General features: G+C 54.7%; 20 protein-coding genes. 15 read left to right on the top strand and 5 right to left on the bottom strand.

The window, feature by feature from the left end; translation table 11 throughout:
- Positions 1 to 2: 2 nt before the first annotated feature.
- On the bottom strand, positions 3 to 842 hold the full coding sequence (locus tag QMZ30_RS04945; protein WP_283226586.1) for a MurR/RpiR family transcriptional regulator: 840 nt from the start codon (positions 840 to 842) through the stop codon (positions 3 to 5).
- A gap of 207 nt (positions 843 to 1,049) precedes the next feature.
- Between QMZ30_RS04945 and yfhb the strand changes: the two genes are divergently transcribed.
- Together yfhb and tadA are read left to right on the top strand one after the other, a co-directional pair.
- On the top strand, positions 1,050 to 1,688 hold the full coding sequence (yfhb, locus tag QMZ30_RS04940) for a phosphatidylglycerophosphatase C (protein WP_039329901.1): 639 nt from the start codon (positions 1,050 to 1,052) through the stop codon (positions 1,686 to 1,688).
- Positions 1,689 to 1,744: 56 nt separating this feature from the next.
- The gene (gene tadA, locus QMZ30_RS04935; RefSeq protein WP_283226585.1) at positions 1,745 to 2,239 is read left to right on the top strand and encodes a tRNA adenosine(34) deaminase TadA; all 495 of its coding nucleotides are present in this window, start codon (positions 1,745 to 1,747) and stop codon (positions 2,237 to 2,239) included.
- Here the strand turns inward: tadA and mltF are convergent.
- Positions 2,236 to 3,693 (bottom strand): membrane-bound lytic murein transglycosylase MltF, encoded by a 1,458-nt coding sequence (mltF, locus tag QMZ30_RS04930; protein WP_039329899.1) that lies wholly within the window; start codon positions 3,691 to 3,693, stop codon positions 2,236 to 2,238. The two genes, tadA and mltF, sit on opposite strands and share 4 nt — an antisense overlap.
- Before the next feature lie 270 nt (positions 3,694 to 3,963).
- Between mltF and purL the strand changes: the two genes are divergently transcribed.
- The 5 genes from purL (at position 3,964) to glnB (ending at position 12,299) form a co-directional block, all read left to right on the top strand.
- The gene (gene purL, locus QMZ30_RS04925; protein WP_283226584.1) at positions 3,964 to 7,854 is read left to right on the top strand and encodes a phosphoribosylformylglycinamidine synthase; all 3,891 of its coding nucleotides are present in this window, start codon (positions 3,964 to 3,966) and stop codon (positions 7,852 to 7,854) included.
- A 593-nt stretch (positions 7,855 to 8,447) separates the two neighbouring features.
- Complete coding sequence (locus QMZ30_RS04920; RefSeq protein ID WP_283226583.1) at positions 8,448 to 9,875, top strand: sensor histidine kinase; 1,428 nt, start codon at positions 8,448 to 8,450, stop codon at positions 9,873 to 9,875.
- Between the two features lie 3 nt (positions 9,876 to 9,878).
- Positions 9,879 to 10,550, top strand: a complete 672-nt coding sequence (gene qseG, locus QMZ30_RS04915; protein ID WP_283226582.1) for a two-component system QseEF-associated lipoprotein QseG — start codon at positions 9,879 to 9,881, stop codon at positions 10,548 to 10,550.
- A 2-nt stretch (positions 10,551 to 10,552) separates the two neighbouring features.
- Entirely contained in the window at positions 10,553 to 11,884 is a 1,332-nt protein-coding gene (glrR, locus tag QMZ30_RS04910) for a two-component system response regulator GlrR (RefSeq protein WP_283226581.1), read from the top strand.
- A 76-nt stretch (positions 11,885 to 11,960) separates the two neighbouring features.
- Positions 11,961 to 12,299, top strand: a complete 339-nt coding sequence (gene glnB, locus QMZ30_RS04905; RefSeq protein ID WP_039329891.1) for a nitrogen regulatory protein P-II — start codon at positions 11,961 to 11,963, stop codon at positions 12,297 to 12,299.
- A 48-nt stretch (positions 12,300 to 12,347) separates the two neighbouring features.
- Here the strand turns inward: glnB and hmpA are convergent, their stop codons facing one another.
- Positions 12,348 to 13,532 carry an NO-inducible flavohemoprotein gene (gene hmpA, locus QMZ30_RS04900; RefSeq protein ID WP_283226580.1) on the bottom strand — a complete coding sequence of 395 codons (1,185 nt, stop codon included), beginning with the start codon at positions 13,530 to 13,532 and terminating at the stop codon, positions 12,348 to 12,350.
- A 337-nt stretch (positions 13,533 to 13,869) separates the two neighbouring features.
- Here hmpA and glyA point away from each other — a divergent pair, with 337 nt between their 5' ends.
- Together glyA and QMZ30_RS04890 are read left to right on the top strand one after the other, a co-directional pair.
- Positions 13,870 to 15,123, top strand: a complete 1,254-nt coding sequence (gene glyA / locus QMZ30_RS04895; protein ID WP_058968038.1) for a serine hydroxymethyltransferase — start codon at positions 13,870 to 13,872, stop codon at positions 15,121 to 15,123.
- A 186-nt stretch (positions 15,124 to 15,309) separates the two neighbouring features.
- Positions 15,310 to 16,446, top strand: coding sequence for a 3-phenylpropionate MFS transporter (locus tag QMZ30_RS04890; protein ID WP_283226579.1), 1,137 nt, complete (start codon positions 15,310 to 15,312; stop codon positions 16,444 to 16,446).
- Here QMZ30_RS04890 and csiE read toward each other — a convergent pair.
- On the bottom strand, positions 16,443 to 17,711 hold the full coding sequence (gene csiE, locus QMZ30_RS04885; RefSeq protein ID WP_283226578.1) for a stationary phase inducible protein CsiE: 1,269 nt from the start codon (positions 17,709 to 17,711) through the stop codon (positions 16,443 to 16,445). The two genes, QMZ30_RS04890 and csiE, sit on opposite strands and share 4 nt — an antisense overlap.
- A 157-nt stretch (positions 17,712 to 17,868) precedes the next feature.
- On the opposite strand from csiE, the gene QMZ30_RS04880 reads away from it, so the two are divergent.
- Together QMZ30_RS04880 and QMZ30_RS04875 are read left to right on the top strand one after the other, a co-directional pair.
- Positions 17,869 to 18,495 carry a DUF1007 family protein gene (locus tag QMZ30_RS04880; RefSeq protein ID WP_058968035.1) on the top strand — a complete coding sequence of 209 codons (627 nt, stop codon included), beginning with the start codon at positions 17,869 to 17,871 and terminating at the stop codon, positions 18,493 to 18,495.
- Positions 18,486 to 19,469, top strand: a complete 984-nt coding sequence (locus QMZ30_RS04875; RefSeq protein WP_283226577.1) for a nickel/cobalt transporter — start codon at positions 18,486 to 18,488, stop codon at positions 19,467 to 19,469. Before QMZ30_RS04880 ends, QMZ30_RS04875 begins: the two co-directional genes overlap by 10 nt.
- A gap of 41 nt (positions 19,470 to 19,510) precedes the next feature.
- Here the strand turns inward: QMZ30_RS04875 and suhB are convergent, their stop codons facing one another.
- The gene (suhB, locus tag QMZ30_RS04870) at positions 19,511 to 20,314 is read right to left on the bottom strand and encodes an inositol-1-monophosphatase (protein ID WP_039329879.1); all 804 of its coding nucleotides are present in this window, start codon (positions 20,312 to 20,314) and stop codon (positions 19,511 to 19,513) included.
- A gap of 121 nt (positions 20,315 to 20,435) precedes the next feature.
- Between suhB and trmJ the strand changes: the two genes are divergently transcribed.
- The 4 genes from trmJ to pepB all read left to right on the top strand — a co-directional run bounded on the left by trmJ (position 20,436) and on the right by pepB (position 24,622).
- Positions 20,436 to 21,179 carry a tRNA (cytosine(32)/uridine(32)-2'-O)-methyltransferase TrmJ gene (gene trmJ, locus QMZ30_RS04865; protein WP_058968033.1) on the top strand — a complete coding sequence of 248 codons (744 nt, stop codon included), beginning with the start codon at positions 20,436 to 20,438 and terminating at the stop codon, positions 21,177 to 21,179.
- A 135-nt stretch (positions 21,180 to 21,314) separates the two neighbouring features.
- Positions 21,315 to 21,812: a Fe-S cluster assembly transcriptional regulator IscR gene (gene iscR, locus QMZ30_RS04860; RefSeq protein WP_038645393.1), complete on the top strand. Its 498-nt coding sequence runs from the start codon at positions 21,315 to 21,317 to the stop codon at positions 21,810 to 21,812.
- A 292-nt stretch (positions 21,813 to 22,104) separates the two neighbouring features.
- The gene (locus QMZ30_RS04855; protein ID WP_283226576.1) at positions 22,105 to 23,274 is read left to right on the top strand and encodes an IscS subfamily cysteine desulfurase; all 1,170 of its coding nucleotides are present in this window, start codon (positions 22,105 to 22,107) and stop codon (positions 23,272 to 23,274) included.
- A gap of 61 nt (positions 23,275 to 23,335) precedes the next feature.
- Positions 23,336 to 24,622: an aminopeptidase PepB gene (gene pepB, locus QMZ30_RS04850; protein ID WP_283226575.1), complete on the top strand. Its 1,287-nt coding sequence runs from the start codon at positions 23,336 to 23,338 to the stop codon at positions 24,620 to 24,622.
- Positions 24,623 to 24,653: the final 31 nt, after the last annotated feature.

Raw genomic sequence — 24,653 nt, 5'->3', positions numbered from 1 at the left:
ACTTAAACCAGCTTCTTCACCAACTCTTCACTGTGGCGAATATGGCTCGACGCGCGTTCTGGATCGTTCTGAACCAGCGCCATAAACAGCAGGTCGGTCAATGCCAGCTGTGCGCTGGTTGAAGAGATGGCCGCGCTGCGTGTGCTCTGCTCTTCAGCCACGGTGTAGAGGCAGATAGACGCACACTGCTGCAATGAGTTAGGGGTGAAGCCGGTAAAGGCCAGCACATCTACACCCAACTGCGCAGCTTCCTGCGCGGCAAGATTGATTTCCCGACGTTCACCGGTGTAGGAGATCGTCAGCAAGACATCGCCCGGCGCCATCGCCTGTACGCTGGCCAGTAAAGCATGCATATCCTGCTCGGCCACCGCGTTGATGCCAATCTTCATTAGCTTCCACGAGAAATCTTTCGCCACCAGCCCCGATGCGCCAATCCCGACCAATAAAATGCGGTTGGCGTTTTTCAGCAGTTGCAGCGTCTGTAGTAGCTTCTCTTCGCTGTTGATATCCAGCGTGGCGCGGATCGCGGAGATTTTCTCTGTCAGTAACTTCTCTCCCACCACTTTGAGCGGGTCATCACTGAGGATATGGTTATGAACCGTAATGGCGTCACGATCGGCCAGCGATTCACTCAGCGCCAGCTTCAACGCCGGAAAACCTTTGTAGCCCAGTTTCTGGGCGAATTTCACCACGCTAGACTGGCTGACACCCGATTCCTCAGCCAGTTTTTGCGAACTCAGATGCCGTGCCCGATCCGGCTGCGACAGCAAAAAATCCGCCAGCCGACGCTCATTCAGCGCCAGTCGAGGGTAAAGCTGGCGAATTCGCAGCAATGAACTCATGTTCGATCCTTAATCCAACTATTCCCGATTGAGCGTAGTCTCTTTTCGCGCCCTCACTGTTTAATGACAGCGCACCGCTACAAAGAATAAACTATTCAGCTGGCATTGTAGTCATTGGAATTAAAAATGACTGTTTTCGCCCCCGAGAATGAAGCTGGCTACACTGTAGGGCAAGCCGTAGAGTTGAAAAGCGATAAGGAGTGGAGTTTGACTAAGGGTACGCAACGCCGAGTGGTATTTTTCGATCTGGATGGCACGCTGCACCAGCAGGACATGTTTGGCACTTTTATGCGCTATCTATTGCGTCGCCAGCCGCTCAACCTGTTGCTGGTGGTGCCGCTGCTGCCGGTGATTGGCTTAGGCATGCTGATTAAAGGCCGGGCTGCGCGTTGGCCGATGAGCTTACTGCTTTGGGCGATTACGTTTGGTCACAACGAACAGCGGTTACGTCAGCGTGAGGCGGAGTTCGCTGCCTGGTTTCGTCAGCGTGTCACCGCATTTCCGGTGGTGCAGCAGCGCCTCACCGATTATCTCAGCAGTGATGATGCCGATGTGTGGCTGATTACCGGCTCTCCGCAATCGCTGGTTGAGCAAGTCTATTTCGATTCGGCGTTCCTGCCGCGTGTTCAACTGATCGCCAGCCAGATGCAGCCAGGGCTGGGTGGTCGCGTGCTGGCGATGCGCTGCCTGGGTCATGAGAAGGTGGCGCAGCTCGAAGAGAAGATTGGTACGCCCTTGCAGCTATACAGCGGCTACAGTGACAGCAAGCAGGACAACCCGCTGTTATTCTTTTGCCAGCATCGCTGGCGTGTCACGCCGCGCGGTGAGCTGCAACAGCTGGAGTGAATCACGCGGCAATTCCGTCTATAATGCGCCGCCTTTTCTATCCGCAGGAGTTGCCGGTGAGCCCACAAACTGATGAATACTGGATGCGTCATGCGCTTGAACTGGCGCGGCGCGCGTGGGAGCAGGGCGAAGTGCCCGTGGGGGCGGTGTTGGTCCAGGGCGATAAAGTGATCGGCGAAGGCTGGAACCGCCCGATTGGTCAGTGCGATCCCACCGCCCATGCCGAAATCATGGCGCTGCGTCAGGGCGGGAAAATCCTCGAAAATTACCGCCTGCTCGACACTACCTTATATGTCACGCTGGAACCCTGTGTGATGTGTGCGGGCGCCATGGTGCACAGCCGCATCACGCGGCTGGTGTATGGAGCGAAAGATGAAAAGACCGGTGCGGCAGGTTCACTGCTGGACGTGATTGGCCATCCGGGTATGAATCACCAGATTCAAATCAATTGCGGTGTATTAGCAGAAGAGTGTGCCGGGATGCTGAGTGACTTCTTCCGCATGCGCCGTGAACAAAAGAAAGCGCTGCGTCAGGCGCAGCGCGAAGGTTAATTCATCGCAATCTTGGGTTCGACCGCCGGATAGCCGGCACCCAGTTCGGCTTCCAGTGCAGACTGCTGCGCTAACCGCTTATCCTGCTCTTGTAGATAACCCACCAGACTGATCTGATACTTACGGATATTCTCGACGTAATTATAGGCTTCATGGCCACGCGCGTAGCCATAGGTGGTCTGCGCGTAGTAACGCTTCTGGCTAAGCATTGGTAGACGTAATTTCACATCGGCCCAGCTGTCTGGGTTACCGCCCTGTTTCGCCGTCAACTTACGCACATCCAACATATGCGCATACCCCATGTTGTAAGCCGCCAGTGCAAACCAGATACGCTCGTCATCAGGAATGGTGTCGGGTACTTTTTCCATCATGCGTTGCAGGTATTCACTGCCACCGCGGATGCTCTGCTCAGGATCGAGGCGGTCATTCACATTCAGGCTGTCTGCCGTGTTACGCGTCAGCATCATCATGCCGCGCACCCCGGTGGGGGAGGTGGCCTGAGGATTCCAGTGCGATTCCTGATAGGAGATGGCCGCCAGCAGACGCCAGTCCATGCTCGCCGCATACTTTTCAAACAGCGGCTTGATATCCGGCAGCGTGCTATCAATGGCGCGCAGGAAGGTACGCGTATCGACATAATCGAAGGTGCCAACGTGACCGAGATATTTCTCTTCCAGCCGCGCCATGGTGCCTTCTTCACCCATCTGGCTGTAGAAGTCGAGCATCGCGGCATTCAGGCTGTCGTCATCGTTACGCGGTAAATACCACGTCACCGGCTCTTCATCGGTCACGTCAAACGCCACGGCCAGCTGTGGATGGATACGCTGTAACAGGCCGATGGTCACGGAGTCGCCCACGGTGTAGTCAAGTTTGCCATCTGCCACCGCTTCCAGCAGGGCCTTTTGTCCCTGATCGGTGGATATCGCCCAATCGAGATCGGGATAGCTGTCAGCTTTAGCGGAACGTAAAGTTGACAGATATGCCGAACCGGACTGCACAATCAGGCGGCCTTTCAGATCGCCAAGGTTCTTCGGCCGAGGCTTATCAATGCGGTACACCAACTGCTGAGAAACGGAGTAGTAGCTGGGGCCACTTTGATAGTGGGCCAGGCGTTCACCGTTATAAATCAGCCCGGCTGCCAGCAAATCCGCTTTACCATCATCGAGATCGTCAAACAGATCGCCGAGGTTCGGACGCACCGTGACCTCAAGTTTGACGCCTAAATAATCGGCGAAGCGTTTCGCCAGCTCGTAATCCATACCGGCTGGTGCATTGTTGATGGTGTAGTAAGTCAGCGGGGAGTTCACAGTACTGATGCGCAGTACTCCCCGTGATTTAATCTGCGATAGCGCGTCTTTTCCACCGCCGTACCACGGGATGGAGGGCCACAGTGCCAGCGCAAGCAGCACGGTGATCAGACCGATAAACAGATAGTTTATTTTCAGGCGTTTCAAATAGTTGTCTCTTAATGGCTCACAGGCCTCTGTCTTTTAAAGGCAGTATTTATGTTGTTTTCACTCCCAGAGCGAGGGGCATTTTGCGCAACAAAGCGCAACAGGGCAACTTATATAGCAAGAATTGCGCAAAATTCAGCCAAATGCTGAGTGCCAGATTTTATGCGCAAACGGTTTCGTAACCCGCGAGGTTTCTCTATAATACCGCCCGTTTTCCCCTGTTGCGCCCAATGAAGCGTCGCCCGGCGCTTCAAAGACGAGAGATCTTTGATGATGGAAATTCTGCGTGGTTCGCCCGCTCTGTCGGCATTTCGTGTAAACAAACTGCTGACCCGCTTTCAGGACGCTCACCTGCCAGTGAGTGATATTTACGCCGAGTACGTCCATTTTGCCGATGTCAGCGCACCACTCAGTGCGGATGAACACGCCCGCCTGCAACGTTTGCTGAAATACGGTCCTTCTCTCGCCGAACACGCGCCACAAGGGCGTCTGTTGCTGGTGACCCCGCGCCCTGGCACGATCTCCCCGTGGTCCTCAAAAGCCACCGACATCGCGCACAACTGTGACTTGCCACAGGTTATTCGCCTGGAACGCGGTATGGCGTTTTATGTGCAGGCACCGCAACTGACCGAAGCACAATGGCAGCAGCTGGCTAGCCTGCTGCATGACCGCATGATGGAAACCGTGTTTGGTGACCTCAATGATGCGCAGCAACTGTTTGCACATCATGAGCCGCAGCCGCTGAAAAGCGTTGACGTGCTGGGCGCAGGCCGCAGCGCACTGGAGCAAGCCAACACCACGCTGGGTCTGGCGCTGGCCGATGACGAGATCGACTACCTGCTGGATGCCTTTACCAAGCTGGGTCGCAATCCTAACGACATCGAGCTCTACATGTTTGCCCAGGCAAACTCTGAGCACTGCCGTCACAAAATCTTCAACGCCGATTGGATCATCGACGGTGAAAAACAGCCGAAATCGCTGTTTAAAATGATCAAAAACACCTTTGAACATAATCCAGAGCACGTGCTGTCTGCTTATAAAGACAACGCTGCGGTGATGGAAGGTTCACAGGTTGGCCGCTTCTACGCCGATGCGCAGAAGGGCGAATACAACTTCCATCAGGAAGATGCCCATATCCTGATGAAGGTGGAAACCCACAACCACCCAACGGCGATTTCACCATGGCCAGGTGCGGCAACCGGTTCAGGCGGTGAAATCCGTGATGAAGGCGCAACCGGACGTGGCGCGAAGCCAAAAGCAGGTCTGGTCGGCTTCTCGGTTTCCAACCTGCGTATTCCGGGCTTTGAACAGCCATGGGAAGAAGATTTCGGTAAGCCAGATCGCATCGTCACTGCGCTGGACATCATGACCGAAGGCCCGCTGGGCGGCGCGGCGTTCAACAACGAATTTGGTCGTCCGGCCCTGAATGGTTACTTCCGTACCTACGAAGAGCGCGTCAACAGCCATAATGGCTCAGAACTGCGTGGATACCATAAGCCAATCATGCTGGCGGGCGGTATTGGTAACATTCGTGCCGACCATGTGCAAAAAGGCGAAATCGTTGTCGGCGCGAAACTGATCGTGCTTGGCGGTCCGGCGATGAACATCGGTTTAGGCGGCGGCGCGGCCTCTTCCATGGCGTCGGGTCAGTCTGATGCTGACCTGGATTTCGCTTCTGTACAGCGTGATAACCCAGAAATGGAACGTCGTTGCCAGGAAGTGATCGACCGCTGCTGGCAGCTGGGCGAAGCCAACCCGATTCTGTTCATCCACGATGTGGGTGCAGGCGGCCTGTCCAACGCAATGCCTGAACTGGTCAGCGATGGCGGCCGTGGCGGTAACTTCAACCTGCGCGATATCCTCAACGATGAGCCAGGCATGAGCCCGCTGGAAGTGTGGTGTAACGAATCGCAGGAGCGTTATGTGCTGGCGGTTGCGCCTGCGCAGTTAGCGCTGTTCGATGAGCTGTGTCAGCGTGAGCGCGCGCCGTATGCGGTGATTGGTGAAGCGACGGAAGAGCTGCATCTGAACCTCGGCGACAGCCACTTCGACAACAAACCTATCGATATGCCACTGGACGTGCTGCTGGGCAAAACGCCGAAGATGACGCGTGATGTTGCCAGCCAGCAAGCCAAAGGCGATGCGCTGGTACGTGAAAACATTACCGTGGCCGATGCGGTTAACCGCGTATTGCATCTGCCAACCGTGGCAGAGAAAACCTTCCTGATCACCATTGGTGACCGCAGTGTAACCGGTATGGTGGCACGCGATCAGATGGTGGGACCCTGGCAGATTCCGGTAGCAAACTGTGCTGTCACCACCGCGAGCCTCGACAGCTATCACGGTGAAGCCTTCTCACTGGGCGAGCGTGCACCGGTCGCCTTGCTGGACTTCGCCGCATCGGGCCGTCTGGCCGTGGGTGAAGCGCTGACGAACCTGGCCGCTACCTCGATTGGTTCCCTGCAGCGCGTGAAACTCTCGGCAAACTGGATGGCCGCAGCCGGTCACCCAGGTGAAGATGCCGGTCTGTATGCTGCAGTGAAAGCGGTTGGCGAAGAGTTGTGTCCAGCGCTGGGTATCACTATCCCGGTGGGCAAAGACTCCATGTCGATGAAGACCCGCTGGCAGCAGGGCACCGAGCAGCGTGAGATGACCTCACCGCTGTCACTGGTGATAACCGCATTTGCGCGTGTAGAAGATGTGCGTCGCACGGTCACGCCACAGTTGCAAGCGGATAAAGATAACCTGCTGTTGCTGGTTGATCTGGGTAACGGTGCCAACACCTTAGGTGCCACCGCGCTGTCTCAGGTTTACCGTCAGCTGGGCGACAAACCTGCTGATGTGCGCGATGCGTCGCAGCTGGCAGGCTTCTTTAACGCCATTCAGGCGCTGGTGGCCGAGCAGAAATTGCTGGCTTATCACGACCGTTCAGATGGCGGCTTGCTGGTGACACTGGCCGAAATGGCCTTCACCGGTCACTGCGGTATTGAAGCGGATATCGCCGCACTGGGCAGCGATGCGTTGGCGGCACTGTTCACCGAAGAGTTGGGTGCAGTAATCCAGATTAACGCCGCAGATCGTGCAGCCGTTGAGAAAGTGTTTGCCGACCATGGTCTGAGCAGCAACGTGCATGTGATTGGCCAGGCATTACCGGGTGATCGCTTTGTCATTCGTTCTGGCGACAGCGCCGTGTACAGCGAGAGCCGTACCACATTGCGTACCTGGTGGGCAGAAACCACCTGGCAGATGCAGCGTCTGCGTGATAACCCAGCCTGTGCTGACCAGGAACATGAAGCGAAGAAGGACGACAACGACCCTGGCTTAAACGTGCATCTGACCTTCAAGCCAGAAGAAGATGTGGCTGCACCGATGATCGCCACTGGCGCGCGTCCACGTGTTGCCGTGCTGCGTGAGCAGGGTGTGAACTCCCACGTTGAAATGGCGGCTGCCTTCCATCGTGCTGGCTTCACCGCCGTTGACGTCCACATGAGCGATCTGCTGGCGGGGCGTCGTGGTCTGGAAGAGTTCCAGGCGCTGGTAGCCTGCGGTGGTTTCTCTTACGGCGATGTGCTGGGTGCCGGTGAGGGTTGGGCGAAGTCAATTCTGTTCAACGGCCGTGTGCGTGACGAGTTTGAAAACTTCTTCCACCGCCCACAGACCCTGGCGCTGGGGGTGTGTAATGGCTGCCAGATGATGTCAAACCTGCGTGAGCTGATTCCAGGTAGTGAACTGTGGCCACGCTTTGTGCGTAACCAGTCAGAGCGTTTTGAAGCGCGTTTCAGCCTGGTGGAAGTCGCGGCAAGTCCATCACTGCTGCTGGACGGCATGGCCGGTTCTCACATGCCTATCGCGGTTTCTCACGGCGAAGGGTTTGTGGAAGTGCGCGATGCTAACCATCTGGCGCAGCTGGAAAGCAAAGGCCTGGTGGCACTGCGCTTCGTTGATAACTTCGGTAAAGTGACCGAGAGTTACCCAGCAAACCCGAACGGTTCGCCGAACGGTATCACAGCGGTGACCAACGAAAGCGGACGTGTGACCATCATGATGCCACACCCGGAGCGTGTGTTCCGTACCGTGAGCAACTCCTGGCATCCGGCAGAGTGGGGCGAAGACAGCCCATGGATGCGTATTTTCCGCAATGCGCGTAAGCAGTTGGGATAAGTCTTCCCATTCGAATAAGAAGTCGCCTTCGGGCGACTTTTTTTTTGCGCCCGGTAAAGCGGTTTTGCCGCCTTTTGGCGAGTGTCTGAAATCGGCGACAATCCACGCCTGCCACTGTCTCCAAATGGTGACATTTAACTCATTGATTTTTAATGTCTCAATTTATCAATTTTTATAGCGTTGCCGATTAACGACACTTTTACCAGACCAGCCGGTCCGCTTTGAGCATTAAAACGTGATTAACCCCCGCATAACTCTGATAATACTGACTATTTCATTTTTGGCACGATAGTTGCTATACTTACAGCGTTGCTCATTCTCCTGTCTATGAATGCCCCGCATTGCGGTTGAGCTCATAAAAACTGAATGACGCACCAAACGGAGCCTGCCGTCCACCCCACCGATAATCGTTTGCTTTGCAACGTTATCAAGCATCGGACGTAACGTTGAGTAAGGCTCCACCTATTTTGCAAGCGATGCTGCGGCGTCGCTCTCACGGCAGGCCAAAAGGCCTGCCGTTTTCATATCTCCACTTTCTAACCTTCTGATACTTCGCTAGCATGCCTGCAGTTCACCTTTAAGGAAGCGCGGTTGTGAATAAATGGCGTCTGTTTCCCCGTTCTCTCAGGCAATTAGTGTTGCTGGCTTTCCTGCTGGTACTGCTGCCGCTGTTAGTGCTGGCGTGGCAAGCGTGGGAAAGCCTGTCAGCGTTGAGCGATCAGGCGGCTGATACCAACCGCAATACCTTCACCGATGTCCGCCGCAGCGAAGCAATGGCGCGCACGGCACTGGAGTTGGAACGCAGCTACCGACAGTATTGCGTACTGGGTGATGCCACGCTGCAAAAGCTGTATCAGACGCAGTGGACGCGTTATGGTCAGATGCTGGCAAGCCATGCTGCCAGTCTGCCGGATCTTCCCTCCTTTAAAGTTCTGCAGGCGGCCTTGCCGCAATTAGCCAACGTGCAATGTGACAATGGCAATCCACAGGGCGTTGCCGCCACGGCACTGGAACGTTTTTCCGATGCGAATGCGCAAATGGTGCAGGCAACGCGCGAAGTGGTGTTCTCTCGTGGGTTACAACTGCAACGTGAAATTGCCGATCGCGGCCAGTTCTTTGGCTGGCAAGCGCTGATACTCTTTCTTATCAGCCTGGCGCTGGTGCTGCTGTTTACCGGTATGATCATCGGTCCGGTGAAACGCGTCGAACGCATGATTAATCGTCTGGGGCAGGGCAAAGCACTGGGTGATAGCGTGAGTTTTCGAGGCCCAAGGGAGATCCGTTCACTCGGGCAACGTATTGTCTGGCTCAGCGAACGTCTGAGCTGGCTGGAAGCACAGCGTCATGAGTTTCTGCGTCATCTTTCACATGAACTGAAAACACCGCTGGCCAGCCTGCGTGAAGGCACAGAACTGTTGGCCGATCAGGTCGCTGGGCCACTGAATGCGGAGCAGCAGGAAGTGGTGGCGATTCTGGATACCAGCAGCCGTCATTTACAGCGTCTTATTGAACAGTTGCTGGATTACAACCGCAAGCTGGCGGATGGGCCAATGGCGCTGGAGCCGGTGGCGATTAATGACATTATTGATGCGGTGGTAAAAGTTCATTCACTGCCCGCCAGCGCGCGGCAGTTGACCACGCATGTTGATTTACAGGTGACGCATTGTCTGGCCGAGGCCACGTTGCTGCAACGCGTCATCGATAACCTCTATTCGAACGCCGTGAACTACGGCAGCGAATCCGGTAACATCTGGCTGCAGAGCCAGCAGAAAGGCAACCAGGTATGGATTGAGGTGGCGAATACCGGCACAACGATTCCCGCGGAAGAACAGGCCATGATCTTTGAGCCCTTTTATCAGGGCAGCCAGCAGCGCAAAGGGCCGGTTAAAGGCAGCGGGCTGGGCTTAAGCATCGCCAAAGATTGCTTGCGCAGGATGCAAGGCGATTTGCAATTGGTGACGCGCAAGGATGCAGATGTGTGTTTTCGTATTATTTTGACTACCAGCGCCGGGAATGCCTGATTAATGAAACTCTCCCTGATAAAACTTTTCAGCTGCGCGTTAATGGCGTTTGGCCTGAGTGCCTGCCAGACGCCGCCAACGGGCAGCACCTTGCATGATGGTGCCAGTCTGGCTGAACCAGACCTGCGGCTGCCCGATTATTTGGCCACCGATTGCCAAAATGTCTGGAAGATTGAAACCCCTGCGGCGATGAGCAATCCCCTTTACTGGCAGCGCGCCATCGACTGTGCTGAAAGGTTATCTCCTGCTGAAGCACGCGCTGAGGCGCGCCGTTGGCCGGTACAGGGTTGGGCGAGAGCCTATAAACAAAGCATCCTGCTCGCCAATGGTAATGTGACGCCAATCGAGCGCCGTCAGTATCTGGACATGTTAGATGGCTACAGCGCGGCTTACCCCACGGCGGTTCGTCCGCTGCTACAACTGTGGCGCAGTAACCAGGCTGCACAATTAGCCTTGAGTGGCGAGCGTAGCCGTTATGCTGCGTTGCAGCAGAGTAATGACGCCGAACTCGATAGCCTACGCCAGCAGCAGACCAAACTGCGTCAGTCGCTGGAAGAGACCCAGCGCAAGCTTGAGCGCTTAACGGACATCGAACGCCAGCTGTCATCACGTAAAGCACCTGACAGCAGCGATACGTCGCACGGTGCCAGTGATGCGCAAAGTGAGGATCAGTAACCATGAAACAGTCCGCACGTTTACTGCTGGTGGATGACGACCCAGGTTTGCTTAAGCTACTGGGGATGCGGCTCAGCAGTGAGGGTTTTCAGGTATCGACAGCCGAAAGTGGCCCGGAAGCACTGCGTCATCTGCAAAAAGAGAAAGCGGATTTAGTGATCAGCGATCTGCGTATGGATGAGATGGACGGATTGGCGCTGTTTGGCGAAATCCAAAAACGCCACGCCGGCTTACCGGTGATCATCCTTACCGCGCATGGCTCTATTCCTGAAGCCGTATCGGCGACGCAGCAGGGCGTATTCAGTTTCCTGACCAAACCCGTGGATCGCGATGCGCTGTACAAAGCCATCGATGAAGCACTGGCACAGCGAGCGCCCGCCAGTGATGATGCCTGGCGTGAAGCGGTTGTGACGCGCAACCCTCTGATGATGCGTTTGCTGGAGCAGGCGCATATGGTGGCGCAATCTGACGTCAGCGTATTGATCAACGGCCAAAGCGGCACCGGTAAAGAGGTGCTGGCGCAGGCGATTCATGCCGCCAGCCCACGCGCGAAGAAAGCGTTTATCGCCATCAACTGCGGTGCATTACCGGAACAGCTTTTGGAATCTGAACTCTTTGGTCATGCGAAGGGCGCCTTTACGGGGGCGGTTAGCGCGCGTGAAGGGTTGTTCCAGGCGGCAGAGGGCGGCACGCTGTTTCTGGATGAAATCGGGGATATGCCACAGGCGCTGCAGGTGAAACTGCTACGCGTGTTGCAGGAGCGCAAAGTGCGGCCGCTGGGCAGTAACCGCGATGTCGATATCAACGTGCGCATTATCTCTGCTACCCATCGCGATCTCCCTAAAGCAATGGAGAAGAAGAGCTTCCGTGAGGATCTCTACTATCGACTCAACGTGGTGAATCTGAAGATCCCCGCGCTGCATGAGCGCGCTGAGGATATTCCGCTGCTGGCCAACCATCTGTTACGCCAGTCAGCTGAGCGGCATAAACCTTTTGTCCGCAGTTTTTCCGTGGATGCGATGAAACGGCTGGTCGGTGCCAGTTGGCCTGGCAACGTCCGGCAGCTGGTGAACGTGATTGAGCAGTGCGTTGCACTCAGCACCTCGCCGGTGATAAGCGATGCGCTGGTTGAGCAAGCGCTGGCAGGAGAAAATACCGCGCTGCCCACCTTTGTCGAAGCGCGAAATCAGTTCGAGCTGAACTATCTGCGTAAATTGCTGCAAATGACCAAAGGAAATGTCACCAATGCCGCGCGTCTGGCTGGACGTAACCGTACTGAATTCTATAAGCTGCTGTCACGCCATGAGCTGGACGCCAGTGAATTTAAAGAGTAGCTTGCTGCGGCAGCGTCAGGAACACATATACTAAGGTTATCCGTCCATCATGGAGGGAGTGAAAAAAGGATCTGTCATGAAAAAGATCGATGCAATTATTAAACCATTCAAACTCGATGATGTGCGCGAAGCGTTAGCAGAAGTGGGCATCACCGGGATGACGGTCAGTGAAGTGAAGGGCTTTGGACGTCAAAAAGGCCATACTGAGCTGTATCGTGGTGCGGAGTACATGGTCGATTTTCTACCAAAAGTGAAAATCGAGATGGTGGTGGGTGATGACATCGTCGACACCTGCGTAGAAGCCATTATGAAAACCGCGCAAACCGGTAAAATCGGCGACGGTAAGATCTTCGTCTTCGACGTGGCGCGCGTTGTGCGTATCCGTACCGGTGAAGAGGACGAAGAGGCAATCTAAACCTCTCCGTTACCCGCTAAAAAGCCTGCATTGAGCAGGCTTTTTTGTTTACAGCACTTTATGTGGACCGAAGACTTCATAGTGGATGCGATCGGCACTGACTCCGGCATCAACCAGCTGACGGGCGACAAACTGCATAAACGGCAGCGGGCCACACAGCCAGTATTGGCGATCTTGCTGATTTAATTCGCCTGAGACGCTGGCGAGATCCATCAATCCCTGCGCATCATAACTTCCCGCATCCTGGCTTTCAGGTTGGCGATACCAGATATGGCTGCTGAATGTTGCCAGGCGTGCGCCTGTGGCTTTAACTTCGTCAGCAAACGCATGCTGTGATTTGCATTCGGCGGCATGCAGCCAGTTGACGGCTCCTGCATGCTGTTGGTCGGCAAGGCTGGCCAGCATCGCCAGCATCGGGGTCTGTCCGACACCGGCTGAGATTAGCGTGACAGGGGCCGAGGATGCGGTTTGCAGGAAGAAATCACCGGCGGGCGCCGCACACTGCACAATGTCGCCGACTTTGGCTTTGGCGTGAAGCCAGCCTGAAACGCTGCCGTGTTCTTCGCGCTTAACGGCAATGCGATAGGCTTTTCCGTTAGGTAGATGCGTCAGTGAATACTGGCGATGCTGAATATTGTCGCTGCCAGCGGGGCGCAAACTCACCGCCAGATACTGTCCGGGTAAGAAATCAGCCACTGGCTGCCCATCATTGGGCACCAGTTCAAAGCTTTTGATGACCGAACTTTCCTGATTGATGGCGCGGATACGGAAGTCTCGCGCACCACGCCAGCCACCGGCTTTCTCTTCGGATGTACGATAAATCTCTTCTTCGCGCTGAATAAACACATTAGCCAGCACGCCGTAAGCTTTACCCCAGGCTTCCAGCACCTCATCGCCCGGATTGAGCAGCTCTTCAATGGTTGCCAGCAAGGTTTCACCCACCACGGCGTACTGCTCAGGCTGAATGTTCAGGCTGGTATGTTTCTGCGCGATCTTCTCCACTGCGGGCAATAACACCGCCAGATTTTCCAGATTACTACCGTACGCCACAATCGCATTGAACAACGCTTCACGCTGGTTGCCGCTGCGCTGATTATTCATGTTGAACACGTCTTTTAACTCTGGGTGTTGTGTTAACAAACGCTGATAGAAGTGGCCGGTGAGTTGAGGGCCAACCTGGGCGATGGCGGGTAAAGAAGATTTAACGGTAGCGATAGTCTGCGCATCTAGCATGGTGAATACCTCAGGGTAAATTTAAACATGTATTTTAAATGCATCTTATGATCGTTCATCTTGCCTGTAAATCCCCCGCTTTGATTAAGGGTTATGCGTTAAAGCTGGAAGCTGGCACACAAACCTGAAAAATATTCCCGTTCAATGTGAAGGAATATCGTGATTTTCAGGCGTAAAAAAATGCGTAAAAATCCCGTTCCAGCGCCATGCCAATCGTTTGCGTAAAAAGAGCGGGTTGCGGCTACCTTCACCTGACAAAACCGTTTACACTATTGGCCTTCGCCCCCTTGCCGGGGCCTAAACTGCCGTTAAAAGTTAGCTAGTCAGGAGATGCCGGATGTTAAAGCGTGATATGAACATTGCCGATTATGATGCCGAGTTGTGGCAGGCTATGGAGCAAGAGAAGGTGCGTCAGGAAGAGCACATTGAACTGATTGCTTCTGAAAACTACACCAGCCCACGCGTTATGCAGGCGCAAGGTTCACAGCTCACCAACAAATACGCGGAAGGGTATCCAGGCAAGCGTTACTACGGCGGATGCGAATACGTTGATATCGTTGAACAGCTGGCGATTGATCGCGCAAAAGAACTGTTCGGCGCAGACTTTGCCAACGTACAGCCTCACTCAGGTTCTCAGGCGAACTTCGCGGTGTACACTGCGCTGCTGCAGCCGGGCGATACCATCCTGGGGATGAACCTGGCGCACGGTGGTCACCTGACTCACGGTTCTCCGGTTAACCTGTCGGGCAAACTGTATAACGTTATCCCTTACGGCATCGACGAAACCGGTAAAATCAATTACGACGAACTGGCTGAGCTGGCTAAAACCCACAAGCCTAAAATGATCGTCGGCGGTTTCTCTGCTTATTCTGGTGTTTGTGACTGGGCTAAAATGCGTGAAATCGCGGATAGCGTGGGTGCTTACCTGTTCGTTGACATGGCGCACGTTGCCGGTCTGATCGCAGCGGATGTGTACCCGAACCCGGTTCCACATGCGCACATCGTCACTTCAACCACGCACAAAACCCTGGCGGGTCCACGTGGCGGTCTGATTCTGGCGAAAAACGGCGACGAAGATCTGTATAAAAAATTGAACTCCGCGGTGTTCCCGGGTGGTCAGGGCGGCCCATTGATGCACGTCATCGCCGGTAAAGCGGTCGCGTTCAAAGAAGCCATGGAGCCAGAATTCAAGTCTTACCAGCAGCAAGTCGCGAAAAACGCGAAAGCGATGGTGGAAGTGCTACTGGAGCGTGGCTACAACATCGTTTCTGGTGGGACTTATAACCACCTGTTCCTGATCGATCTGGTGAGCAAAAACCTGACCGGTAAAGAAGCCGATGCCGCGCTGGGCCGTGCAAACATCACTGTGAACAAAAACAGTGTGCCAAACGATCCGAAGAGCCCATTCGTGACCTCAGGTGTGCGTATTGGTACCCCAGCGGTGACCCGTCGTGGCTTCAAAGAAGCAGAAGTTCGCGAACTGGCTGGCTGGATTGCGGATGTGTTGGACAACATCAACGACGAAGCGACCATTGAGCGCACTAAGCAGAAAGTTCTCGACGTCTGTGCACGTCTGCCAGTTTATGCCTGATTTGGCATAACGTTGAAGTGATAAAAAGGATGGCGAAAGTCATCCTTTTTTTATTGTGCAACAAAAGCTTATCCAGCTGCATACCTTCACATTCCTCCTGTCTCACTATTTCCTTTTGGGTTCTGCTCTGACAAAGTAGCCGCCAAATGGGCTGCGGGCGCAGCCGACATGCCTGCGGGAGGCAAAATGACCATCGGATCGGCCAGATGGCTGGGACTCAGCTACTTCACTTATTTCTTTTGTTACGGCATCTATCTTCCTTTCTGGAGCGTTTGGCTAAAAGGCATCGGCTTAGATGCTGAGAAAATCGGCCTGCTGCTGGGATGCGGCATGGTGGCGCGATTCGTTGGCAGTTTGTTTATTGCCTCACAGGTGAAAAATCCCTCCCAACTTATTCTGGCGCTGCGGCTGCTGGCGTTAATGACCTGCTTATTCGCTTTGGGATTCTGGTTAGGCGGTCAGTGGCTCTGGCTGATGCTGGTGATGGTGGGCTTTAATCTGTTCTTCTCACCCCTGGTGCCATTAAGTGACGCGTTAGCCGCCACCTGGACGCAGCAAATCGGTCTGGCGTATGGTCCAGTGCGGTTATGGGGATCGCTGGCGTTTGTGATCAGTTCCGCGCTCACCGGGATGATGGTCAATGCCTGGTCATCGCAGGCGATTCTGGTTTTACTGAGTTTGGGCGTGCTGGTGATGTTATCCGGCATGATGCTGGTTCCTAAAACACGACCACAAGGGGATATGCGGCAGGGGGCCACCGGTGGATGGTCGGCGTGGCGCGACCTGCTGCGTGAAAACGCGGTATGGCGCTTTATGCTGTGTGTGACATTAATGCAGGGCGCTCACGCGGCGTATTACAGCTTCAGTGCCATTTGGTGGCAGGACGCGGGCTACTCGACTTCAGTGATTGGCTATTTGTGGTCATTGGGCGTGGTCGCGGAAATTGTGGTATTTGCCCTCAGTAATCGGCTGTTCCGCCGCTGGAGTGCACGTGACTTGTTACTGCTCTCCTGCGTTTGTGCGCTGGTGCGTTGGGTGATGCTCGGTTCAAGCACGGCGCTGCCGTTGCTGATTGTGGCGCAAATTCTGCACTGCGGCAGTTTTACCGTGTGCCATCTGGCGGCGATGCGTTTTATTGCCTCACGCAAGGGGGCAGAAGTGATCCGCTTGCAGTCGCTCTACTCAGCGTTAGCGATGGGGGGCGGTATTGCCGTGATGACGATGATTTCTGGCGTACTGTTCACCCACTTGCAGGGACATCTGTTCTGGGTGATGGCGCTGGTCGCGCTTCCTGCACTCTTCCTGCGGCCGCGCGCCGCTTAAGCCTCCAGTAATTGCCGGATACGCTGCTGCTGATGATAACTCAGCGGCAGCTCGGCATGGATCAGTGGCGGGGAAAATAGCGGTAAAGAGGTGGCATAGGGGGTGATCACCAGCGCAACGTCACGCGGGGCGCCTTCACGTTGAAAATGCAGCATGTCCTGATAGGTGATGTTGATGGGCAGCAGTGTCATTTCGCGGATCTGCTGCTCCAGCAATTGCTCCAGCGCGGCATCTGCGCCCGTTAACAGCAGTACCTGCTTTTCCTGCAATGCGCTCTCCTGCATTAGCCAGGCGCCAAAGAGTACCGCCACTAAACTCACCTCCTCAGCATTGAATTGCGTGCCGAAATCGCTGCTGAAGTGATACAGCGCGCGCTCGGTGGTGCGCAGCAATCGTGGATAGAGTCGCGCAACATCTAACGCCACGCTGTTATCAATGCCAATGGCAAAGTGGCTGCGATCCAGTGCCTGAGCCAGATGGGTAAAGAGTTGCAGTTTCAGCTCATGCTGGTTTTTGATGCGTGTCTGTGCCAGTTGCTCAAAGCGGGCAATCAGCGCTTCCACCGCCGCCATCAGCTTCTCAGCCTGTGCATCCCGCAGTTGATTGCCATCCGGCGCATGGATCAAGCTGAATAACAGTGTCCAGAAATCGGTTTCACTGGCGTCCGGAGCTAAATGACAACGCTTCTGCCAGTGATGGATGACATCGTCAGCCGCGCCGCGCTCTGTTTTAGCGGCCAGCCATATGCGTTGTTTTTCGCTGAACAAGGCGTTTTGCCGCTGGCACAGGGAATACTTCATGAAGATCTGCAGGAACAGGCGATCGCGCGGACTAAAGTCGCGAGACAGCCTTAAACTGCAGTGCTGGATCAGCGCCTGCAGATTGGTTTCATCCCACAGTGCTTTTTCGATGTTGAGTACTTTCAGGCGCTGGCGTAGCACCGGAGCAAAATGTTGGCAGACGAAATCCTGCGACAAACGCAGCGCGCGTCGCAGCCAATGGAGCAGGCATAGCCGCCTGTCCAGTTCCGTCCCATGTATGCGAAAACTGCCATCGACCATCTGGTGTAACTCCAGTTGATGGTAGCGCTGTATCTCATCACCGACTTCCGCGATATCCTGTCGGGCGACGACAGGATCAACGCCATTTAACTGGCAGAGCTTTTCAAGCGTTAGCGCGGGAGCGGGCAGAAACAGTAGCAATAGCAGATGGCAACGACGCTGGGCGCGGCTGAAGAGTGGTGCAGATGAAGGTGCAGAACTCATCAAGTGTATTATCCGCAGGTCATTTTTTTAGCTAAGAATAGCTAACTCCACGCGGTAACCCTGCACTTTGTCGTGACTTTTGCTCAGAGCTTTAAAGCGGGTCACAGTTTTTCTGGACCACTATAATCTTCACTTGAGAATTGTTACTTTATAACACATGAAAATTTTACTCATTCCCATTACGCTGCTGTTTAGCGCCGCGGCCTGGTCACATCCGCACAGCTTTATCGATATGAAAACCGAGTTTGTCAGTGACAACAATCATCTGACCGGCATGAAGATGGTGTGGACCATGGACGAGATTACCTCAGCCGATTTGCTCTATGACGCGGGCAAGGCGAAACCCGGGGATGTTGTGTGGAAAAAGCTGGCGGCACAGGTGATGGCGAATGTGTTGGGGCAGCACTACTTTTCTGAAGTGTGGCAGGACAAAACGCGCGTGAAATTCCTGAATTTACCCAAGGAGTACAACTTGTCGCGTAATGGCAACAAAGCGGTGCTGGAGTTTATTGTGCCGTTTGGTGAGCCGCAGTTACTCACTGACAGGCAGTACCGCATCCAGACGTTTGACCCGAGTTACTTTGTCGATATGTATTACGACAACCCACAGGCATTAACCATGGACGACAGCGTGAAAGCGCATTGCCAGATTGATTTGCACACCCCGAAACCTGACGACTCGCTGAAACAATATGCGCTGTCACTGGACAAAGCCGATGCGCCGCCTGAAGACATGGATCTGGGCCAGCAATTTGCACAAACGGTAACCCTGACATGTCATTGATTTCTCTCCCTGCCCGTACACGTCGCCTTTGGCCGCTGTGGTTGTTAGCGTTAATCATGTTGGCGGCGGGTTTTACCTTGTGGCAGCACTGGCCGCAAATTCTGCTGCAAAGCGTGATGTGGCAAAAAATTCTCAATCGCGAAATGACGCAGCTACTGCAACAGGTTTCACAGCAGCCTCAGCAGGCGGGCGCAACGCTGATGCTGTTCAGCCTGGCGTATGGCGTCTTGCATGCGCTTGGGCCTGGCCACGGCAAAGTGGTGATCAGCACCTTTCTGGCCACCCATCCTGCAAAGCTAAAAACCAGTATGAAACTGACGCTGTTGGCTGCGCTATTACAAGGTGGCGTGGCGATTGGGTTGGTGACGGTGATGCTGGTGGTACTGCAAACCTCATCACGGCAGATGCACCTCGGCAGCTATTGGCTGGAGAAGGGGAGCTATCTGTTAGTGATGGCGCTAGGCGTGTGGGTGGGATGGCGAGCCCTGCGTTCGCTTTATCAGGTGTTACGTCCCGTGCGGCCAAAAATGCAGATTCACGCCCTTCGGCCGCATCATCAGCATGATGAAAACTGTGGATGTGGCCATGCGCACTTGCCCAGTGCTGAACAGATGGATCAGGCAGTCAGTAAAAAAACGCAGGCGCTGGTGGTGTTTTCCATGGGGATGCGCCCCTGTTCTGGAGCCATCATGATGCTGCTGTTTGCAAAGGTAATTGGTGTCTACGCCTGGGGTGTGGCCTCGGCGGTAGCGATGGCGGTCGGAACTGCGGTGACAGTATCCGCTATGGGGCTGCTGGTTCAGCGATCGCGTCGACTGGCAGAACGATTGGGGGCAGCGAACAGCAGTACACGCATGGCAAAAATCGTGATGCCGGCGTTGGCATTGGCTGGAGGGGCATTATTGGTTCTGGCGGGAGCTTTTCTGTGGCAAAGCGCGCAACCGATGATGAGTAGCGGCTTGCGCCCGTTCTAAGGGCGTAAAAAAAGGCGGATAGGATATCCGCCTTTTTTTGCTTAGCGCTTCAGCGCTTCGCTCAGTTCTTCACGCATGGTCGCCAGCATGGCTTTAACAACGCGAGGGTTACCGGCAACGATGTTACCGGACATCATATAGCCGTGGTTGCCGGTGAAGTCAGTCACCAGGCCGCCCGCTTCACGCACCAGCAGTTCGCCCGCAGCGAAATCCCAAGGCTTCAGGCCGATCTCAAAGAAACCGTCCACGCGACCAGCCGCCACGTAGGCCAGATCCAGCGCAGCAGAACCGGTACGACGGAAGTCAGCACACTGAGTAAACAGTTTGCCCACGATATTGATGTATGGCGTGGCGTGTTGCTTCAGTTTGAACGGGAAGCCGGTGGCGAGGATGGTGCCATCCAGATCGCGTGCTGTGCTGCCACGGAGACGGTAGCCATTCAGCTGTGCGCCCTGACCGCGTACGGCGGTGAACAGTTCGTTGCGCATTGGATCGTAAACCACGGCAACTTCGGTGCGGCCTTTAATGCGCACAGCGATAGAAACAGAGAAGTGTGGTAAACGTTTGATGAAGTTGGTGGTGCCATCCAGCGGATCGATTACCCATTGAATATCTTGATCATCGCCCGCCAGTTCACCGCTTTCTTCGGTGACGATGGAGTGTTGCGGGTACGATTTACGAATGACTTCGATAATCAGACGTTCTGCGTCACGGTCAACATTGGTAACGAAGTCGTTGCTGCCTTTCTGGCTAGCTTCAACCGCGTCCGGGGTTTCATAATTCTTGGCAATTAAATTTCCGGCCTTGCGCGCTGCGCGCACGGCGATGTTGAGCATCGGATGCATCGGTATCTCTCGCTGGATGTTAAAGAACGGGTGAAAACGGCGCGGAGTATATCAGGGTGTTCAGCAAATGTCCTGCTTTTATGCTAGGCTACGCGCCATCATTTTCTCATCACTGACTATTATGCTGCAAAATATCCGAATCGTACTGGTTGAAACCTCGCACACCGGCAACATGGGCTCTGTTGCCCGCGCTATGAAAACCATGGGCTTATCCAATCTGTATCTGGTCAACCCGCTGGTTAAACCGGATTCACAGGCCATCTCGCTTGCTGCTGGCGCCAGTGATGTGATCGGCGACGCGAAGATCGTTGATACGCTGGACGAGGCGATTGCCGGTTGTAGCTTAGTGGTGGGCACCAGTGCGCGTTCACGTTCACTGCCGTGGCCGATGCTGGATTCACGTGAATGCGGCATCAAAAGTGTTGAAGAGGGCCAGCAGGCACCCGTTGCATTGGTGTTTGGTCGCGAGCGCGTTGGCCTGACCAACGACGAATTGCAGAAGTGCCATTATCACGTAGCCATTCAGGCCAACCCAGAATACAGCTCGCTCAACCTGGCGATGGCCGTGCAGATTATTGCCTATGAAGTGCGTATGGCCTGGCTGGAAGCACAGGAAAAAGCCAACCCGAAGCCACAAGAAGAGGAGTCTCCCTATCCTTTAGTGGACGATCTGGAGCGTTTCTATCAGCACATTGAAAAGATGATGCTGGACAGTGGCTTTATTCGCGAAGGTACGCCGAGCCAGGTGATGAGCAAACTGCGTCGTCTCTATACCCGCGCGCGCCCGGAGCGTGATGAATTAAATATCCTGCGCGGCATGCTGGCATCCTTCCAAAAGCCTAAAGGTGATAAGGGTAATAGTTGAGTAAAACAGTTGGTTAAATAGTTGAGTAAATTACTTGGTTAAATAGTTGACCGTTTTACTCAGGAATGGCAGACTGGCGTCAATTCATTAGATAGCCCGCCGATACCCGGACGGACGCTTACGAGGTTGTATGCTATGAGACTGACATCCAAAGGACGTTATGCCGTAACCGCTATGCTGGACGTTGCACTGCACTCCAATGAGGGCCCGGTGCCACTGGCAGATATTTCTGAGCGTCAGGGCATTTCGCTCTCCTATCTGGAGCAGTTATTCTCGCGTCTACGTAAGCACGGCCTGGTAGCCAGCGTTCGTGGCCCAGGCGGCGGTTATCTGTTAGGTAAAGATGCGGGCGCTATCGCCGTGGGTGCAGTGATTACCGCGGTTGACGAATCTGTTGATGCGACCAAATGCCAGGGCAAAGAAGGTTGCCAGGGCGGCGAGCGTTGCCTGACCCACGTTCTGTGGCGTGATCTGAGCGAGCGCATCAGCGAATTCCTCAACAACATCACTCTGGCAGAACTGGTCAACAACCAGGAGATCCTGGACGTAGCAGACCGTCAGAACATGACCGACAACCGTCGCTTCCAGCAGCACCGCATGCAAGAAACCATCAACGTTAATCTGCGCGCTTAATCCGCTCTTAGCCATAAATCGCCATGCTTTGTCTTCAGCCAAAGCATGGCGGATTGATCCCCTCAACGTTTTCGACGCCCACTCTTAAACTCTCAATTTCAACGCTATAGTTCTCGATCCCGACCCTAAATGATTTACGTTGCAAGAAGGCGGCAAGTGAACGAATCCCCAGGAGCTTACATCAGTAAGTGACTGGGGTGAGAGCGCGCAGTCAACGCACTTGCGGCGTAAAGCATGACGGGTCGAATCGTGCTATAAAGACGTATGATTTTATATCCGGAGTTATAGCGCAATGAAATTACCGATCTACCTGGATTACGCAGCGACCACGCCTGCGGATCCGCGTGTCGCCACCAAAATGATGCAGTTCCTCACTTTGGATGGCACCTTCGGTAACCCCGCTTCCCGTTCTCACCGTTTTGGCTGGCAGGCTGAAGAAGCCGTTGATGTGGCACGCAATCAGATTGCTGAGCTGGTTAACGCCGATCCGCGTGAAATCGTTTTTACCTCTGGTGCCACTGAAGCTGACAACCTTGCGATTAAAGGTGCAGCGCAGTTCCATCAGGCACGCGGCAAGCACATCATTACCAGCCAAACAGAGCACAAAGCCGTGCTGGATAGCTGCCAACAGCTGGAACGTGAAGGTTTTGACGTCACCTGGCTCCAGCCGGGTAGCGACGGCATTGTCACGCCTGCGATGCTGGAAGCCGCGCTGCGTGACGATACCGTGCTGGTTTCACTGATGCATGTGAACAATGAAACCGGGGTAATTCAGGACATCGCAGCCTTTGGCGCACTGTGCCGGGCGCGTGACATTCTGTTCCACGTTGACGCCACCCAAAGTGTAGGCAAGCTGCCGATTGACGTCAGTACACTGCCGGTCGATCTGATGTCGTTCTCCGCGCATAAAATTTATGGCCCAAAAGGCATTGGTGCGCTGTGGGTGCGTCGCAAGCCTAAATTGCAGATTGATGCGCAAATGCACGGCGGTGGACACGAGCGAGGGATGCGTTCAGGGACGTTACCGGTGCATCAAATCGTGGGGATGGGCGAGGCTTACCGCATTGCGCGTGAGGAGATGGGCAGCGAGATGGCGCGTCTTGCGACATTGCGTCAGCGTCTCTGGCACGGTATCAGTCAGTTAGATAATGTAAAGGTTAACGGCTCGCTGGAGCAGGGTGCGCCGAATATTCTGAACCTCAGTTTTGCCCACGTTGATGGCGAATCGCTGATTATGGCGTTGAAAGATTTGGCGCTCTCATCCGGTTCCGCCTGTACCTCAGCCAGCCTCGAACCCTCTTATGTGCTACGCGCCATGGGCGTTGAACAGGAGCTGGCTCACAGTTCACTGCGCTTCTCTCTGGGCCGTTTCACCACAGAGGAAGAGATTGATTATGCTATTGAACTGGTTAAAAAAGCGGTCAGTCGTTTGCAGACGTTAACCCCTGCAACGTCCCGCTAATTCATGCACCCCTTGCGCCGGTTCTGGCGCAAGGTGACACCTAACGCAACGGAGCCACGCGATGACAACACAACCGATGACAATTACGCTCAGCTCCCAGGCCGCCGATGCGCGCTGGGGTGAAAAAGCGTTGCTGAGCAGTACTGAAAGTGGCATGACCGTACATCTGACTGGCGCGGATGCGCTGATGAGCATCCAGCGCGCGGGGCGTAAGCTGGACGGTCAAGGTATCCGCCATGTTGCACTGAGCGGTGAAGGCTGGGATTTAGAGAAGTGCTGGGCATTTTGGCAAGGCTATCGCAGCCCTAAAGGCCAGCGCCAGGTTGAGTGGCCAGAACTGAATGAACACGATCAGGCAGAATTCGATCGTCGTCTGAAGATCATTGATTGGGTTCGCAACACCATCAACCTGCCAGCGGAAGATCTGAGCCCAGAGCAACTGGCACACGGTGCTATTGATCTGATCACGGAAGTGGGTGCCGAGGCTGTCAGCTATCGCATCACCAAAGGTGAAGATCTGCGCGAGCAAGGTTATGCCGGTATTCACACCGTAGGCCGCGGTTCAACCCGCCCACCGGTATTGTTAGCGCTGGACTTTAACCCAACTGGTGACGAGAATGCGCCGGTTTATGCCTGCCTGGTCGGTAAAGGCATCACCTTCGATACCGGTGGCTACAGCCTGAAGCAGAGCGCCTTTATGGACTCGATGAAGTCCGATATGGGCGGGGCTGCAACGCTGACTGGCGCACTGGCGTTGGCGATTTCACGCGGCCTGACGAAACGCGTGAAGTTGTATCTGTGCTGTGCAGACAACATGGTGAGCGGTAACGCGTTCCGTCTTGGCGACATTATTCGTTATCGCAACGGTAAAACCGTTGAAGTGATGAATACCGATGCCGAAGGCCGCCTGGTATTGGCTGACGGCTTGATTGACGCCAGCGAGCAGAATCCCGAGTTGCTGATTGATGCCGCCACCCTGACCGGTGCAGCGAAAACCGCGCTGGGTAACGATTATCACGCGCTGTTTACCTTTGACGACGTGCTGGCTGAATCACTGATGGGGAGCGCAACCGGTGAAAACGAAGCCTTCTGGCGTTTACCGCTGGCCGAGTTCCATCGTAGCCATCTGCCATCAAACTTCGCCGATCTGAATAACATCGCCAGCCCGGCGCATGCCGCCGGTGCCAGCAGTGCGGCCGCTTTCCTTTCGTATTTCGTCAGAAAATATCAGCAAGGCTGGCTGCACATTGACTGCTCTGCGACCTATCGCAAAAGTGCTGTCGAACAGTGGTCTGCTGGCGCAACCGGCCTGGGCGTGCGTACTGTCGCCAACCTGTTGCTGAAATAAAGCCGCTGCGCATCATGCGCTGCTGTAGGGT

The sequence above is a fragment of the Pantoea sp. EA-12 genome, assembly GCF_030053355.1.
Taxonomy (GTDB): Bacteria; Pseudomonadota; Gammaproteobacteria; order Enterobacterales; family Enterobacteriaceae; genus Pantoea; species Pantoea vagans_C.
This window is presented reverse-complemented; position numbering and strand designations above follow the sequence as displayed.